27 protein-coding genes are annotated in these 13575 nt (G+C 48.2%); all 27 read right to left on the bottom strand.

Annotated features, from left to right (window positions below; translation table 11 throughout):
- The coding region (locus HJG40_RS12500) for a phospholipase D-like domain-containing protein (protein WP_215864499.1) at positions 1–717 on the bottom strand (717 nt) is incomplete at its 3' end.
- The gene (locus HJG40_RS12495) at positions 717–971 is read right to left on the bottom strand and encodes a hypothetical protein (protein WP_215864498.1); all 255 of its coding nucleotides are present in this window, start codon (positions 969–971) and stop codon (positions 717–719) included. The genes HJG40_RS12495 and HJG40_RS12500, both read right to left, overlap by 1 nt.
- Positions 972–1027: 56 nt before the next feature.
- Entirely contained in the window at positions 1028–1300 is a 273-nt protein-coding gene (locus HJG40_RS12490; RefSeq protein ID WP_215864497.1) for an HU family DNA-binding protein, read from the bottom strand.
- A gap of 26 nt (positions 1301–1326) precedes the next feature.
- Complete coding sequence (locus HJG40_RS12485; RefSeq protein ID WP_215864496.1) at positions 1327–1662, bottom strand: hypothetical protein; 336 nt, start codon at positions 1660–1662, stop codon at positions 1327–1329.
- Positions 1631–2203 carry an HAD family hydrolase gene (locus HJG40_RS12480; RefSeq protein WP_215864495.1) on the bottom strand — a complete coding sequence of 191 codons (573 nt, stop codon included), beginning with the start codon at positions 2201–2203 and terminating at the stop codon, positions 1631–1633. Before HJG40_RS12480 ends, HJG40_RS12485 begins: the two co-directional genes overlap by 32 nt.
- Positions 2200–2925, bottom strand: a complete 726-nt coding sequence (locus HJG40_RS12475) for a hypothetical protein (RefSeq protein ID WP_215864494.1) — start codon at positions 2923–2925, stop codon at positions 2200–2202. Before HJG40_RS12475 ends, HJG40_RS12480 begins: the two co-directional genes overlap by 4 nt.
- 114 nt (positions 2926–3039) lie before the next feature.
- Complete coding sequence (locus HJG40_RS12470; protein ID WP_215864493.1) at positions 3040–3324, bottom strand: hypothetical protein; 285 nt, start codon at positions 3322–3324, stop codon at positions 3040–3042.
- A gap of 742 nt (positions 3325–4066) precedes the next feature.
- Positions 4067–4486, bottom strand: coding sequence for a hypothetical protein (locus tag HJG40_RS12465; protein WP_215864492.1), 420 nt, complete (start codon positions 4484–4486; stop codon positions 4067–4069).
- Positions 4487–4627 (bottom strand): hypothetical protein, encoded by a 141-nt coding sequence (locus HJG40_RS12460; protein ID WP_157999056.1) that lies wholly within the window; start codon positions 4625–4627, stop codon positions 4487–4489.
- Positions 4617–4793 carry a hypothetical protein gene (locus HJG40_RS12455; RefSeq protein ID WP_215864491.1) on the bottom strand — a complete coding sequence of 59 codons (177 nt, stop codon included), beginning with the start codon at positions 4791–4793 and terminating at the stop codon, positions 4617–4619. The genes HJG40_RS12460 and HJG40_RS12455 overlap by 11 nt, the downstream gene beginning before the upstream one ends.
- On the bottom strand, positions 4786–5508 hold the full coding sequence (locus HJG40_RS12450) for an ATP-grasp domain-containing protein (RefSeq protein ID WP_215864490.1): 723 nt from the start codon (positions 5506–5508) through the stop codon (positions 4786–4788). Before HJG40_RS12450 ends, HJG40_RS12455 begins: the two co-directional genes overlap by 8 nt.
- 41 nt (positions 5509–5549) lie before the next feature.
- A complete protein-coding gene (locus HJG40_RS12445; RefSeq protein ID WP_215864489.1) occupies positions 5550–6185 on the bottom strand; it encodes a hypothetical protein in 636 nt (211 codons plus the stop codon).
- A gap of 14 nt (positions 6186–6199) precedes the next feature.
- Positions 6200–6436, bottom strand: coding sequence for a hypothetical protein (locus HJG40_RS12440; RefSeq protein WP_215864488.1), 237 nt, complete (start codon positions 6434–6436; stop codon positions 6200–6202).
- A gap of 22 nt (positions 6437–6458) precedes the next feature.
- On the bottom strand, positions 6459–6719 hold the full coding sequence (locus tag HJG40_RS12435; RefSeq protein WP_215864487.1) for a hypothetical protein: 261 nt from the start codon (positions 6717–6719) through the stop codon (positions 6459–6461).
- Between the two features lie 11 nt (positions 6720–6730).
- A complete protein-coding gene (locus HJG40_RS12430) occupies positions 6731–7816 on the bottom strand; it encodes a phosphoadenosine phosphosulfate reductase domain-containing protein (RefSeq protein WP_215864486.1) in 1086 nt (361 codons plus the stop codon).
- Positions 7817–7828: 12 nt separating this feature from the next.
- The gene (locus HJG40_RS12425) at positions 7829–8320 is read right to left on the bottom strand and encodes a hypothetical protein (protein ID WP_215864485.1); all 492 of its coding nucleotides are present in this window, start codon (positions 8318–8320) and stop codon (positions 7829–7831) included.
- A gap of 52 nt (positions 8321–8372) precedes the next feature.
- On the bottom strand, positions 8373–8591 hold the full coding sequence (locus HJG40_RS12420; protein WP_010642752.1) for a hypothetical protein: 219 nt from the start codon (positions 8589–8591) through the stop codon (positions 8373–8375).
- Between the two features lie 82 nt (positions 8592–8673).
- On the bottom strand, positions 8674–8940 hold the full coding sequence (locus HJG40_RS12415; RefSeq protein WP_215864484.1) for a hypothetical protein: 267 nt from the start codon (positions 8938–8940) through the stop codon (positions 8674–8676).
- Between the two features lie 18 nt (positions 8941–8958).
- Complete coding sequence (locus HJG40_RS12410; RefSeq protein WP_215864483.1) at positions 8959–9246, bottom strand: hypothetical protein; 288 nt, start codon at positions 9244–9246, stop codon at positions 8959–8961.
- A 38-nt stretch (positions 9247–9284) separates the two neighbouring features.
- Entirely contained in the window at positions 9285–9899 is a 615-nt protein-coding gene (locus tag HJG40_RS12405) for a hypothetical protein (RefSeq protein ID WP_215864482.1), read from the bottom strand.
- Positions 9884–10156 (bottom strand): hypothetical protein, encoded by a 273-nt coding sequence (locus tag HJG40_RS12400; protein ID WP_226857435.1) that lies wholly within the window; start codon positions 10154–10156, stop codon positions 9884–9886. The genes HJG40_RS12405 and HJG40_RS12400 overlap by 16 nt, the downstream gene beginning before the upstream one ends.
- Positions 10157–10195: 39 nt before the next feature.
- Complete coding sequence (locus HJG40_RS12395) at positions 10196–11872, bottom strand: DNA cytosine methyltransferase (RefSeq protein ID WP_215864481.1); 1677 nt, start codon at positions 11870–11872, stop codon at positions 10196–10198.
- An 11-nt stretch (positions 11873–11883) separates the two neighbouring features.
- Complete coding sequence (locus tag HJG40_RS12390; protein WP_215864480.1) at positions 11884–12093, bottom strand: hypothetical protein; 210 nt, start codon at positions 12091–12093, stop codon at positions 11884–11886.
- 9 nt (positions 12094–12102) lie between these two features.
- Entirely contained in the window at positions 12103–12405 is a 303-nt protein-coding gene (locus HJG40_RS12385) for a hypothetical protein (RefSeq protein WP_215864479.1), read from the bottom strand.
- A 62-nt stretch (positions 12406–12467) separates the two neighbouring features.
- The gene (locus HJG40_RS12380; RefSeq protein WP_215864478.1) at positions 12468–12731 is read right to left on the bottom strand and encodes a hypothetical protein; all 264 of its coding nucleotides are present in this window, start codon (positions 12729–12731) and stop codon (positions 12468–12470) included.
- Positions 12732–12790: 59 nt separating this feature from the next.
- Positions 12791–13018, bottom strand: coding sequence for a hypothetical protein (locus HJG40_RS12375; protein ID WP_215864477.1), 228 nt, complete (start codon positions 13016–13018; stop codon positions 12791–12793).
- The gene (locus HJG40_RS12370) at positions 13011–13286 is read right to left on the bottom strand and encodes an HU family DNA-binding protein (protein ID WP_215864476.1); all 276 of its coding nucleotides are present in this window, start codon (positions 13284–13286) and stop codon (positions 13011–13013) included. The genes HJG40_RS12375 and HJG40_RS12370 overlap by 8 nt, the downstream gene beginning before the upstream one ends.
- Positions 13287–13575: the final 289 nt, after the last annotated feature.

Raw genomic sequence — 13575 nt, 5'->3', positions numbered from 1 at the left:
CGGCTTCACCGCCATGAGGCGCACCTGAACCCCATGTGCCCGCAGAAAGGCTACATCCTGCTTATCCTGGGCATTGATACTGGCGGGCAGGATCACTCTGGCCAGATGACCTTTCCGGGCGATAGCGTCCAGCGTCGGGCGGTATGGCCCCATTTCCTCGCTCTCGATCTCTATCGGCCCTGGTTGGTCGATGACGCCGATAATCTGCGCGGCAGACGTGCCCGGAGAAAGGACCAGAATCCGGTGTGCATAGGCCGGTGCGCGTCGATTATTCCAGTCTGCATTGAAAACAGCGTTTGCCGCCTTGACCACGGCAGGATCTTTCGTGACATACAAATACTCCCGATTACGATGAAATGCACTCCAGTCAAAATTGGCCGTACCAATCTCACATTCATAGCCTGAACAGGCGACCTTTTCATGGAGAAAAGCATAGTGATCCCCATGACTGGTAAAGCGGTAAGGAGCCAGGTGCAGCGTGGCCCCTGTCGCCTCGATCTTGCGTTCTTCCTTTTTCACTTGCCAGGGCTTCATGCCATAAGGTTTGCCCTCGACAATCACTCGCACATCCACCCCGCGCTGATGGGCGGCTTTCAGTGCCCGGAGAATAGGGCGGTCGGAGAGATAATACACCCCGACGCTAACCTCGCGCCGGGCTGACTGGATAAGTTGCACAATCGGTGCAGGTCCAGCATGGGGTTCAATGAACAGCGGCATTAAAGACCACCATGATACTTGAATGACATTTCACTACACTGCGGGCAGACAAAGACCTGCACTTTCAGCTTTTTCTCGAAGGCTTCCTCACCATCGTCAGCCAACTGGCCACCGATCATACCCAAAGCGGCACCACCCAAGCCTGTTAAGCCACCCATACGAATGCCATGCGCTCCCATGTCCTGCATCTGCGTCTGGCAGCATGGGCAAGTGGCGTTTTGTTGTTCCTGGGGTTTTTCTCCAAATCCAAACATGATGTTGCTCCTTTTCGTGTGATGGGGCACGAAAGTGCCCCGTACTGATTCTGTTCCTAAGACAACAAACCTTGCAGATCCTTCGCCGCTTTGAACTTTACGGCCCGTTTCGCGGGAATCTCGATCTCCGCACCTGTAGCCGGATTGTGCCCTTTACGGGCAGCGCGTTCGGCGACGGTGAAAACCCCCAGACCGGGAATGGCCTGGCGGCCACTCGATCTGAGCACATCCGTAATCGCCTGCTTAAACCCCTGCAACGCCTTTTCAGAATCCTTTTTTGAAATTCCCGCGTGCGTTGCCATCAGACTCACGAATTCTTCCTTGGTCACAATATTTCTCCTTTTTAATGAAAAACTCACCATTCCGAATCCCGCTTGGAATCCGGTTTGCTTTCCGCCAGCGTGATCGTCGGTCGAGCCGGCGGAGCATAACTCCCAGGCCGCATGTATGGCCGGGGTTCCCCTCGGTATTCGGAGCGAATCTCCGATCCCGTATTTTCTACCCGCACCCGCAGGCGATAACGTATGGGCTTTTTCCCGTGCGTTACGATTTTTCCAGAAACTTCCAGACGGGTAAGGCATTCTCTGGCCGTCAGAAACCGGATCTCCAGCTTATCCGCGATTTCCTGGGCACTTTGCCAGGAATAATCCAGGGCACCCTCAACCAACGCGACAATTTCTCTGCTTAACAAGCATCTCTCCTATGTTTTCCAAGACCGAAACACCGGGGACCGGATCCCCGCCACCATCATGACCACCGGCAATCCGCACGACATTGGGCACACCGGCATCCACCGCCTCACGGCAATGCGTCCACAAATCGTCTGCGAAAATATCCGGTTCCAGAATCCGCAGCGGATAATATTTGCTGCCCCCAAAGCCCACACCCATCAATCGCACCTGGCGTAAGCCCAGATTATCCAGAGCCTTCTGGCGCGATCTTCGCGCATCCACATCCACGGCGGAAATAACAAAAACTTCGTGCCCGGCTTTCAGCCAAGTGTTTACCGCTTCCAGGGCTTCCGGGATGACCGGGCATTTTTTCCAGAGATCCCAGCGGTTAAAAGCTGCCCAGCAGCGATAGTATTCCTCTCTGGAAATTCCAAAACGATCCATTAAATTGTACCGCTGGTTCTTCTCGACCAGCTTCCGGTTTAGGGTGTTCTCTGCGAGCGTATGCCAAGGCGAAACGAGATCGAAAAGCACCTGGTCGGCATCTATGGCTATTCTCATATATTGCCTTTTTCGATGGCACGCTTCAGTACCAACAACGGATAGTAAACATTATCAGGTACAGTTGCCGAAGGCCAAGGAAATACTCCTAACAATCCATAGCCTAAAAATATCGGAATAGAAAACAAATTAGCTGCTTCCAGTATCCACATTGATAACGTGATCGGCAAATGTAGCGCATTCATCATGCCTGGAAAATTTAATAGGGCACCGCCCATCAAAGCTGTTCCCAAAATACTGAGGGCGATCCAGGAAGGTTTTAGCGTTACCCAGTCAATAAACAGTGATGGTTGCTGAACTTTTGATTCCTTGATCATGTTTAGTAGATTCTGTCTATTATTGCCATAAGAATATAACAACCCCTTCAGATAAACCTTCCGGGACTTCCTGAGCGGGAGCAGGGCGATGATCGACATTACAATTAAAGACATCTCTTCTATGATTACAAATAGACTTTTGGGGTTCCATGTAAAGAGAGTGAACAAAAAACACACGGTAGAGATCAGCGTTAATAGCAATACCAAGATGCTGGCCCATTTGGGGAAAGCGTAACAGCGAAGAAAATAATCCCTAGCCATATCTTGAGCAGCCCAATTACAGGATAAGTCTTTTCCGCGCACCCCCTGAGCAGAACGGAGCATGGTGCCGATGCCGTAACCGCGATCCAATAGCAAAACTCCAGTCATGACTGCTGCAGCCGCAGCGCCGGTGTAAAAAATCATATCAGCTCCTTAATGATTTTAGAAATTCTGTCATACCGAAGCCTCGAAGCCAGACTTGAAAATAGAACTGAGGGTCTGAAGATGGCCTGTTATTATCGGCATCTATGGCTATCCTCATCTCTGCCTCCTGCGTGTATCCAGAAAATAGACGACTTCCACATACAACTCGTGAATCAAGTCGTAAGAAGCCCATCCAATGAAGAAAAAGAACGGTGAGACAAAGGCCGCCACCATCATGATATAGATGATATTGTTCAGACTATGAGAAAAGCCAAAAATCAGCGCAAGCCCGTAAATGATGCCGATAGGGATAAGCGCCAATGCAATGATGGCTATGATGCCAGTAACCATAATAGCGAAAGTCACCAGGGCGGCTTTTTTCTTAACGCTTATCGACATCTTCTCTGGACCTCCAGAAGTGATCTACCAATGTAAAGGCTCTCGCAATAACGACGGTTAGCCCTAGCTGTGACATAAGAAGCAGTAACGTGAAAACAACCATAACGATGCCATACAAAGTCATCCAAACCACTAAACCGAGTAACCACATATTACCCGCCCATAGATAGAACGGGGTCGTTACCATTAAGCTCTTCCGTGGTATGTCAGGGAAAAGAGAGGCAAACAACCACCCAGTTCCAAACGGAACCAAAGTGATTGCAGCAAGCCCGATTTTGCCTTGTAGTTTCATTATCTAGTTATTTTTCCTGGAACCATCAGTCCATACACCAACAAAAAGACAAGCATAATGGCAGCAGAAATTTCAGAGGTCGGATGCGCGAAGAAATATCCAAATATCCTATCCGGAGAAACGTAGGTAATTCTTCCCATCTCGGACCAAATGCTAGCCAAGTTCACCATAATAATGGTAGGAATACCTATACATATAACGATGAAGACTCTGCCCAGTATTCCCAGTGTACGTTTCTCGACAGATCCATGGTCATTCATTTCATGGCAGACTTTACTCATTATAAGACTCCTTGTATGTAGTGAAACAATATAGCTGCAGCCGCAGCGCCGGTGTAAAAATCACACCAGAATGGATCACGCCGATTTTGCATTCAAGCAATTCTGGATCCGTGTGTTTTTTTCGTGCTTTCGCACAATCGTCACAAATCATTAATGCCTCCAATCCATTTTAGTTGCCGATGGCTTTCAGTTGCTTTGCTATGGCGGGGCTGTGCATCTTCTCTAAATCGTCCTTATCCTGCTGTTCTTTCTCTGCTTTGGCATGGGTCTTGATGTAATAGTCGGCCTGGATGAATCTAAACGCGAATACGCTAATGGGTTGGTGCTTCTTTTCTATGTAATTACGCATCATCTTTTTCTCTGCAACAGGTAGGTTTCTAAGCCATGATTCTGGTACGTTATAATTCGTGCCTATTCCAGAGACAATCTCCGCTATAATAATTATTATTCCACCAATAATCCCAAGGGTGTCACCAATCTTTTCGTTTTCTCTTCTAAAGAGAAACCACCCAAGCAAAATCATCAAAACGCCAATGCCCGCCATGGAAAACAGGATTTTTGCATTAAAAACCCATAAAATATCGTCCATTTAATGCTCTCTACGAATCCAGACCTGGAAATTGCGATAAATCTGCCGCAGTTCTAACCAGATAACCCATATAAACAGCAATCCTACGGCGGCGGGAATCACCAGCCAGATCCACGCGAAAAAAGAAAGGTCAGCGGTCATGGTTTTTCTGTTCCGAAATGCACGGGCAACCTATATAACTTTCCAGCAAACGAATCTGCGCTCTCAGCCGCTCGATCTCCTCTGCCGCTTCTTCCGCAATCGAAAGATCGTCATGCTGGTAGTTGTTGGCCAGGGCGCGAAGCCTGTTTACGAGATCATCAGCCATGATCTATCCCTGTTATTTCATCCCATCGGGCACACAAAAGATCAAAATAATCCGACGAAGCACAAGAACCTGAATAAAAGCCCAGTGCCCACCCATCGTTCACTTCTACCAAGGCTACCTTGCCGTCATCCAGCACTCCTAAGTCTATGCTGTATCCCGCCGGAGCATCCTGATACTGCTTCGCCATTTCACTTGCCGCATAGTGCAGCATCATTTCAAAAACAGGATCTTCCGCATCATTATCGTCGTAGCGACCCGCACCCAAGACCTTGCCGTTGCAAACGTAGTACCGCCATTCCTGGGTAAATGACACTGGATCCGCGCACCAAAGCACATCATTTGCTGGCAAGTCTTTCAGAGCGATTTCCTGTCCATCACCATCCGGCCATACGAAGCCTGTAAACAGCTTTTGGCGAGCGGAAGGTTTCACAAAAACTCTGCGGCCATTCGCTATGACGCCTGCCACGGTATCCAGCCAAATCTTTCTGTGTAAGAAACCCTGCAATGGTTTTGGATAGCTGGATACAAAGGACGGGTCCACTTCCTGATGAATCATAGCTGCTAGGCAAAACTCTACAGAACCGACCGGCATCCAGCCAGATTTCTGTAGCGTTTTGATTTCATCCACCGACGCCAGCGTTAGATGATCTGCATGGGCGCGAACAGCCATGCCCGGATACAGTGAAAAATGGCGCTGTAGAACTACTTTTGTCATCGCGTTAATCCTTATTTGGATGTAAGCATTGGTGATACTCCTTAATGGATTTTCTTGAAATCTGTCTGGTTTGCATGTGCCAAGCTTGTAATTAAAAGTGGCTTTCCCGCATTGATAAAAAGCTTTGGCTTGCTTTCAGGAAGGATAGGCACCCAACCCGGTGTATAGGTGAAAGCATTGACCATCTTTTCGCAAGCCGGATGATAACCATTCATTACGCACTGACGAGCAAGACGCTCAAGCCCCTTCAAATGAGTGGACGCATTGCTACTGTATTTCCGGTAACTCGAAAAGTAGGCGGCACCACCATGTTTATACGCATAATAGGTAGAAACTTTTCGGTTTTTACCACTTTCACCATTGCCCAGAAAATAAAAAGTGCCAACGCCAGTTATCATGTAGCCATCCAGTGTTTTGACATGCTGACTAGCCGCATGATGCAGCATAGATAACTCCATTTTTGGACTATCAACCGGTGAACAACTTTGGTTTATATGATAGTCGCTTTTGATCACAGCAATATGGATAAGCGGGTAAGCAATACTGATCAATGCCACAATCAACGTGATTGCTGGCCACCCATCCTCGCGCTTCTTTATAGAATCACGCACACTCATCCCAAAAGAGAAAATAAGCAAAACAATTAACGCACAGAAAAAAATGGATGCTATCGACACTGTTGCCCTCCTTTTTATAAATCAGTTGTACCATAAGCCATCATGATATGAACCCCACGTTCATCCACCATCGGCACCAGGCGAACCCCAGTGATCTCTGTGGCACCCATTTTGCGGGCCTTTTCTTTCAGCATATTCAAGGTTTCCTCTGGCTGTTGCGCAATAATCATCCCGTAGATTCTTCGGTTGATAACGCTGACAACCTGCTGTGGGTCAGAAGCAGATTCGGTTGTTGATAAGGGTATCGTCATTTTTTCTCCTATTACTCATTTTTTATGATTCGTATCCGCCAAGACGTGTCTTTGGCAGATACTTTGCAGGCGTATCCAATTCATGTGGATGCACAATGTCCGTGTACAATAAAAAAGAATTAATTGCTGCAAAAATGACACACAAAAAAATGATCGGTATCCTCAATCCGCATTTCGATTCCTTACATTCGCCCACAAATAAGCTTATACCTAACCCAAGAGAGCCAAGAATACAAACCGCCATAACAAAGGCAAAAGCTGCGTCTGTAGATGGTATCTTCATTTTTTCTCCTATTACTCACAAAGTCCGTAAGAAGATGCACAAGCTGGTAGATTCAGATCGTTATCCGAAAATAGGTCCATCGTGCCATTTTCGCCCTTGGCCCAAGCTACCTGAGCATGAATGTTCAGGTCTGCGAAAATGGCGCGGGGGTCTTCACGGTCGTCCGCATCACACATAAACGTCGAATATCCTCTCTTCGATGCTTGGCTGACCATGTGTTCCCATTCAGACAGCCTTGTTATTTCTGCGGGATGCCGAAACGACACTTGAGCCAAATCACTTTTATTGCTATTGATGCAGACGCACCCAACACGGCTTTGCCCTTGGCTGTATAATGGATTCAATGGGCAACCTTGATCGCGTACAAAATTGACGGTTTGTTGTGCGGTCCAGTCCACTAAGGGCCGAAAAGCCCAAAGTCCAGGGCCAATTCGCTCTGTTTTTTTGGCATGTCGGCGATTGGGCGATTCGTCACGCCGAATACCTTGCCACGACACCACATGAAAACCTTGGTCAATGCGTTGTAACTGATAGGCTACGGCTATATTTCTTTTCAATTCTTCCGTACAAAATTGCGCCATACTGGAAGGAAAACGGCCTTTCCATAAGCACAAATCCAAAAATGGATTACCCGTAGGATGTAGGGCATTTACTGCGCGTCGTTTAGCTTTGTTAGACCAGCGTACCTTATGACCGCCACCAATTTTCCGCGTTTTCTGGACAATTTCTTGTGTCAAAACGCCACCGCGCCGAACAGTGCGATACAAGATGTTTCCATTCTTGTTGCGTTTCGGCACAGGATTTCCATTTTCATCAAACACCGGAGCCGTTTTGTATTCGCGTCGGGTGCGTTGATCCTGGGCGACAAACCGCCGTTTAGCGATAATTTCACGACTAAAATCCGCTTTGAGTCGTGTTATCTGTATGCCCAGATGCCTTTCCAGATCATCCAGATATTTGTAAGTGACCGGAATTTCATTGCCGGTATCGCAAAATATCGCCTGGATATTTTCTCTGGGCACTCGATCCAAGGCTATTAGCAAAGTGGCCGTGCTGTCTTTACCACCAGACACGCTGATTACATGAATAGTTTTCACGCCCATTCACTATCAGCAAGGCCGGTAACTGACACCTACCACATTCATAGCTGCGGTTCTCTCTGCGTCCGTTTTAGCCAAGTTCATGAGTTTTAATTGCAGTTCCACTCCGCACCCAATGCCATATTCATGCTCACGGCCAAAAACGAAGATTTCCGGGTAGTCTGCTAAAAGATTCAGCAATTCCTGTGCAAAGCGATCTTTGAGGCTATCAAGCGTTGTGCCAATTTGTACCGTATAACGCGCATTCTCCAGGATGGCACCCGCCGTATCGGGATTGACGGTTGCATCTGGTTTCGGCAACTTCTTCAAAATCGCCATGGATGTTCTCCAGGCCATCGCTTGTACCGTAGTGTCGCTGATTCTGTCTGTGATTTCGGTCCACTCTTTGGAAAGCGGCATTTTCATAGCAATAGCAGAAGCATCCCTAATACCTTCCGCATAACCATCCTTAAAATCTGCATTTCTGGCAATTTCAGGCGAACGAGGTAAATTGGTGTTCATAATATGAATTTCCTTTAATATCTAGTTGGTTAGATTTATGCGGCAAGCACTCTTAAACAAGTCTTTCATCTTCTCTGCCTTCGCCCGTCTCCATCGCGCGATTGATGACATTATCGGTCATTTCGTCGCACGCCATTAGCCCGATAGCTCTATCAAATTCCGTCATATCATCACAATAGTTAAACCCACAATGAGGGCACCATTCATTTCCAGGAACATTCATACCAAAATTGCAACGCTGACAACCGTATCGGCTGGGTATCTTTTCCATGAAAAACCTCATTTTCTCTAAAAGAGCCCGCCCAACTCGACGGGCAATACAACCGCTCTCTGGGAGAGAGTGTCACAAAAACTTAACTCCGAAAAAAGCACCGAGAATCAAAAATATTTTTGGCAGTCACAAAATTATCCGCTAAAGAATAATTTTTACTGATTGATTCGCGTATCTCCGTGTATTCTTGCGCGAACCTAAAAAATTCATGCGCCTCACCAGCTCCGTCCAGGTATTCCTCTGGCGTGCCATGATCTTCCTCATGGCAATAATCCGGCAGCGGGACTTGTTCGCCAGATTCGCGCCAACTGGGTGCGCCACAAAACAGGCAGCGGTATGGTGGATTCATGTTACTCATCATTGATATTCACAGGTTAAACGGCATATAAAACCACAGATAAAGCCCCGTAAGCTCAATAATCAAGAAAATAATAAATATAGTAAATGGCCAAACTGACACTTTTATGAACTCTTCACTTGTAATTTCACCGGATTGCACTGATTCAGTGTGAGCCTTTTTATAAAATGAATAGACCTTGTAAAACAAGACAATCATCATTACAGAAAAACCAATGGCAATGGTTATTTTCAAATCATAACTGGAAAAATGAGAAGATTTTTCCAAGTTTGGCAAAATGTCTGTCAATTTACTCATAAGTATGCCTCCTTAAAACAGGCAGAGGTACGGTGGATTCATGGTTTTGCCCTATGAAGCATTTTAATCTGGTAAGTATCTGGCCCAATTTGTGTTATCTGGGCGCGACCATGAATGATTTTGTTTCGGACCCTTATATAAGGCTTTGGCAGATTCTTTGTTTGCACCATTTTGGCAAAAGCCGCATCTTGACGCTTTTCTTTAGCAATCTGCGTCGCTGTCAGTGGAATAGGCATTTCAAAGAGTACCGGCGTTCCCCGTACGAATTGAATATTTTTCACTATTGGTTTGGAAGTATTAACAGAAACAGGCATGGACGGCTTCAACGTAGACACAAACCCTAAAACAGACACGACGATGATAACGGCAAGCAGTAAAATGATTCCCTTTTTCTTTTCGCTGTAACGCTCCCAATGGGGCCGCATCACATTTTCTACCATGAACAGCACTAGATAGCCCACTACAAAAAACAATCCGACTGCGAGCAGGATTATCCAGAAGATATACAGCGAAAAAGGGTGCAGGGCGAAAAACCGCGTCACGCCGTCCAGATTGGCAGAAAAACGGAAACCGGAGAACGCACAAAAAGCCATGAAAAGCCCAAGGGTTATCATCCAAGGCATAAAAAACAGTTCTGTTAATTTTCTAAACATATTATCGTCCCATAAGCCATCATCACTCGGATCCCGCGTTCATCTAACATTGGCACCAGGCGAACACCAGTGACCCCTGTGGCACCTAACTTACCGGCCTTTTCTTGTAGCATAGCCAGCGTGTCGTCAGGCTGGCGGGGAAAAACATCGCCGTAAGTAGCACGGTTCATTACGGTAATGATTTGACTGCTTGGCGATACGTTATCCGTTGTTGATAAGGGAATGTTTTGCTTTTTTTTTGGTTCATCTTTAATCATATAAATGCGCCTCGTATTGATTAAAAATACAAATAGCTTTCACGCCACCATCCTTTTCCGGCTCGCATCCGTGTAATTCGCACGAATCAATGCGACGGCGGGCGGCGGAGACACGCTATTACCGCACATACGCACCTGAGCGGATTTTGAGAACTTCCGCCCGTCGTGGCCATGCTCAATGATGTAGGTATCCGGGAAGCCCTGGGCGCGATATAACTCACGCGGTTGCAGCATCCGTAAGCCCATATCCACAATGACATACGGGGTGCCTTCAACATGCACTGTCACCAAAGCCAACCGGTCTTTGGTCGTGATCGTAGCCATGGGATCATGCAAATTCCCCAACTGGCCACCCTCACCGTAATACCGAACCAGGAAAGCGGCTACACGAAGCGCAGCGGCCTCGTCGTTCGGGGACAGCGCACATTCCACCACTGCACTTTTCCCGCCGCCTCCTGCTGTAACCGTACCGAGCGGCGTATCGGCCCCATGACCAATACTGGCTCCAAATTGCCGTGACAAAAAGGCACTGACAACGCCATGATGCTGCCCGCCAGCACTAATCGTCATCAATGGGTCTTCAACATCTCGCGCATCACAGTGACCGCGTAGATGCGCTAGATACGCACTGACTAAGGCATGTTTCGTTCCTCCGGCTACCACGGTTCCAAGAGGCGCATCCAGATCCAGAGATCGCGGAGCTTGTCCTGCCCTTTCCCCGTAGCCGGTTTGAACCAGGACTGGAGAGGCCACCGCAAAAGTCCCGCCTTTTGGATAGGCCGTTACGGTGCGTAACGGCTCCTGGGCAGACTGGCAGGCATCCCGCCCGTTATAATGCGCGATAGGCACAATAAACGGGTCCGCACTATCCAGAACATATTTTTTTAGCCCTCGCGCAATGCGTCGCAACGTCGCCTCAGCCAGAGGCTTTTCGCGCTCGAAGATAGACGGGCACGGGATGGACCAATCAATACACTCGGCTGCGGATCGCCAGAGTTTTTTGCCTTTGGTCTTGACCTTGGTATGCGTAGGCTCCGGCCAGCAAATGGGTTCCCCGTCGCAGCGGGCCACCATGAACAACCGCTCCCGCGTTGTCGGAGCCCCGAAATCGGCGGCACAAAGGATTTTCCATTCTACGGCATAACCCATATCACGAAGCTGAGACACAAAAGCCTGCCATGTCCGACCAATCTTTTTTTTGTCTGGGACCAGGTATTGCTGCCTAAGTGGGACCACTTCACCCGGTTCGGCCACAGTGCCATCCAGTTTCAGTACCCGCCCAGTAGTCTTGTCACGCTTGGCTACCAGTGGACCCCACTGAAGGATCTGCTTCACGTTCTCCAGCGTGATGACGCGGGGCTTTACCTGACCTGCCCAGCGTTTGCCCACCCAGGAAAGCGCCCGCGTTTTCCGATCTCTTGGCTGTCCGCCCGACGCCTGGGAATGGTGCGTACAATCAGGACTCAGGTGTAGCAGTCCTACTGCACGTCCATCACTCGCCGCTCTCGGATCAACCTCGAAAACGTCACCGATATAATGCCGGGTCTGGGGATGGTTGGCTTCGTGCATAGAGATTGCTTCGGCGTTGTGGTTTACCGCCACATCCACATAACGACCAATAGCCTGTTCAATCGACGTGGACATGCCGCCACCGCCTGCAAACAGATCGACGGTGATTTCTTCGTTTATGCCAAGAATGAATTGCGAATTCAGCATTTCAATTCCAATTACAAAACATGCACGACAAGCTGATACAAAAAGAACAGCTCTGCCAGAGCGCCAATAATCAGAATCAGCAAAACATGGATCAAATCCCCGAACATCCGGGAGAAGTCAATCCGCAAACGGATAATCTGCATGAAATCCTCTGCCGCTGAGAAGAACAGCAGGGCGACTACTAGAATCGGAATGCCAATGACACCGAGTAACCAGATCATAAAAATCTCCTAAATATCTTCCTTAATAATGTTTCGTAAGTGCTTGTCGAGCTGACGACATAGCTGACCAGACCGCCTATTTCTTGCTGCATATTGAGGGCGGTATTTTTCCATCATTCTTTCGTCACGCGCCGACAACCATTCTTCACCTTTTCTAGCAACAACCTCTCGCTTTATGGATGCAGCAGATAGGCCAAATTGCTCTGCGGCCAACTTGAACGCCTTGCTCTTTGGCATGGTTGTTTTTTCTAAAAGGTTAATGGCCCATAAAGCAGCTTTTGTTTGCATAATGGTCAGATCCGTTATCATCAAAAAAGCCCGCCCCGCGAAAGACGGGCAATACAGCCGCACTCTGGGAGAGTGGCACCGCAAAACTAATGCACCGCAAAGGCACCTGCCTGCGCCTGCTCTGGAGCGCAAATGACCCGGCTCCAGAGATCCCAGATGGCAGGCTTGGCACACAACAGCCGGTATCCCCGAAAATACAATTCTTCTGGCGTGGCCCAAAAATCAACAACAGAGCCTTGGATATGTAGCTTCACAAAGCTGTCAACCAACTCCGTCTTCACAATGGGCAAGATCGTCCCGTCGTGACGCTTGACCAGTCCAGCAAACGGTTTTAGATGTGAAAGCTGCATATCCAATCCCCCAAAAAATGCCCGCCTTAATTGGCGGGCCAATATCCGCAAAACAACCGCTAAGAAGAAGATCCCTGATGTACCGTCTGCGAAGCCGATGCAGCGGGAACAGCAGTGTGTGCTACAGAGGCCGCAGGGTGTCCACCCATGAATTTGCCGATGATGAAAAATAGGATGGTAAATGCCGCAAACGCTGCCACCAGAATCAAGGTCAACCGCTTTCCTGATTCCTTTGGTTTCTTGTGCAGATGTAGATGTTGTTCGGTGTTCTGTTCGTTCTCATCCATGGATAGCCTCCTTGATGGCTTTGGATGGTCGAAATCGGACAACACGACAGGCCGGGATGGTTATTTCCTCCCCGGTTCCAGGGTTGCGCCCCTTGCGGGCTTCTTTCTCGACAACGGAAAAGGTGCCCAATCCTTGCAGCCGCAAGTCAGTGTCAACGGTCAGCGCATCAGAGATGGAGTGAACCACCGTCGCCAGAGCCTTTTCCGCCTGACTTCGTGGCATATCTCCGTTGCGAGACATGAGATCCAGAAATTGTACCTTATTCAAAGAAGTTCCCTCCTGACAGTATGCGTAATTACTACAACTTAAAACCAGCAAAAAAAAGTCAACTATGCGAAAACAAAGCATATCCGCATTATTAGTACACTACAACATAAAATGCAAGCGTGACGCGGGTTTTTAGTGATAGAAACCGTGGAAAGCCACAAAGCCGAAGCTCACCGCCAGTATGAATATCATCCCCCATTTATTCATCTGGGCGCGGGATTCACGACTCAGGTGAATACCCAGAAGAGGCAACCAGCTCTCGGCGATCTTCCAGCCATCCAGCGGCGGG

This window comes from Acidithiobacillus concretivorus (genome assembly GCF_018853445.1).
Classification (GTDB): Bacteria; Pseudomonadota; Gammaproteobacteria; order Acidithiobacillales; family Acidithiobacillaceae; genus Acidithiobacillus; species Acidithiobacillus concretivorus.
This window is presented reverse-complemented; position numbering and strand designations above follow the sequence as displayed.

Excerpts from the sequence above, each read along its gene's own strand:
- HJG40_RS12495 (WP_215864498.1), bottom strand. The coding sequence starts at position 971 with ATGTTTGGATTTGGAGAAAAACCCCAGGAACAACAAAACGCCACTTGC.
- HJG40_RS12480 (WP_215864495.1), bottom strand. The coding sequence starts at position 2,203 with ATGAGAATAGCCATAGATGCCGACCAGGTGCTTTTCGATCTCGTTTCG.
- HJG40_RS12475 (WP_215864494.1), bottom strand. The coding sequence starts at position 2,925 with ATGATTTTTTACACCGGCGCTGCGGCTGCAGCAGTCATGACTGGAGTT.
- HJG40_RS12470 (WP_215864493.1), bottom strand. The coding sequence starts at position 3,324 with ATGTCGATAAGCGTTAAGAAAAAAGCCGCCCTGGTGACTTTCGCTATT.
- HJG40_RS12465 (WP_215864492.1), bottom strand. The coding sequence starts at position 4,486 with ATGGACGATATTTTATGGGTTTTTAATGCAAAAATCCTGTTTTCCATG.
- HJG40_RS12460 (WP_157999056.1), bottom strand. The coding sequence starts at position 4,627 with ATGACCGCTGACCTTTCTTTTTTCGCGTGGATCTGGCTGGTGATTCCC.
- HJG40_RS12455 (WP_215864491.1), bottom strand. The coding sequence starts at position 4,793 with ATGGCTGATGATCTCGTAAACAGGCTTCGCGCCCTGGCCAACAACTAC.
- HJG40_RS12450 (WP_215864490.1), bottom strand. The coding sequence starts at position 5,508 with ATGACAAAAGTAGTTCTACAGCGCCATTTTTCACTGTATCCGGGCATG.
- HJG40_RS12440 (WP_215864488.1), bottom strand. The coding sequence starts at position 6,436 with ATGACGATACCCTTATCAACAACCGAATCTGCTTCTGACCCACAGCAG.
- HJG40_RS12435 (WP_215864487.1), bottom strand. The coding sequence starts at position 6,719 with ATGAAGATACCATCTACAGACGCAGCTTTTGCCTTTGTTATGGCGGTT.
- HJG40_RS12425 (WP_215864485.1), bottom strand. The coding sequence starts at position 8,320 with ATGAACACCAATTTACCTCGTTCGCCTGAAATTGCCAGAAATGCAGAT.
- HJG40_RS12420 (WP_010642752.1), bottom strand. The coding sequence starts at position 8,591 with ATGGAAAAGATACCCAGCCGATACGGTTGTCAGCGTTGCAATTTTGGT.
- HJG40_RS12415 (WP_215864484.1), bottom strand. The coding sequence starts at position 8,940 with ATGAATCCACCATACCGCTGCCTGTTTTGTGGCGCACCCAGTTGGCGC.
- HJG40_RS12410 (WP_215864483.1), bottom strand. The coding sequence starts at position 9,246 with ATGAGTAAATTGACAGACATTTTGCCAAACTTGGAAAAATCTTCTCAT.
- HJG40_RS12405 (WP_215864482.1), bottom strand. The coding sequence starts at position 9,899 with ATGTTTAGAAAATTAACAGAACTGTTTTTTATGCCTTGGATGATAACC.
- HJG40_RS12400 (WP_226857435.1), bottom strand. The coding sequence starts at position 10,156 with ATGATTAAAGATGAACCAAAAAAAAAGCAAAACATTCCCTTATCAACA.
- HJG40_RS12395 (WP_215864481.1), bottom strand. The coding sequence starts at position 11,872 with ATGCTGAATTCGCAATTCATTCTTGGCATAAACGAAGAAATCACCGTC.
- HJG40_RS12390 (WP_215864480.1), bottom strand. The coding sequence starts at position 12,093 with ATGATCTGGTTACTCGGTGTCATTGGCATTCCGATTCTAGTAGTCGCC.
- HJG40_RS12380 (WP_215864478.1), bottom strand. The coding sequence starts at position 12,731 with ATGCAGCTTTCACATCTAAAACCGTTTGCTGGACTGGTCAAGCGTCAC.
- HJG40_RS12375 (WP_215864477.1), bottom strand. The coding sequence starts at position 13,018 with ATGGATGAGAACGAACAGAACACCGAACAACATCTACATCTGCACAAG.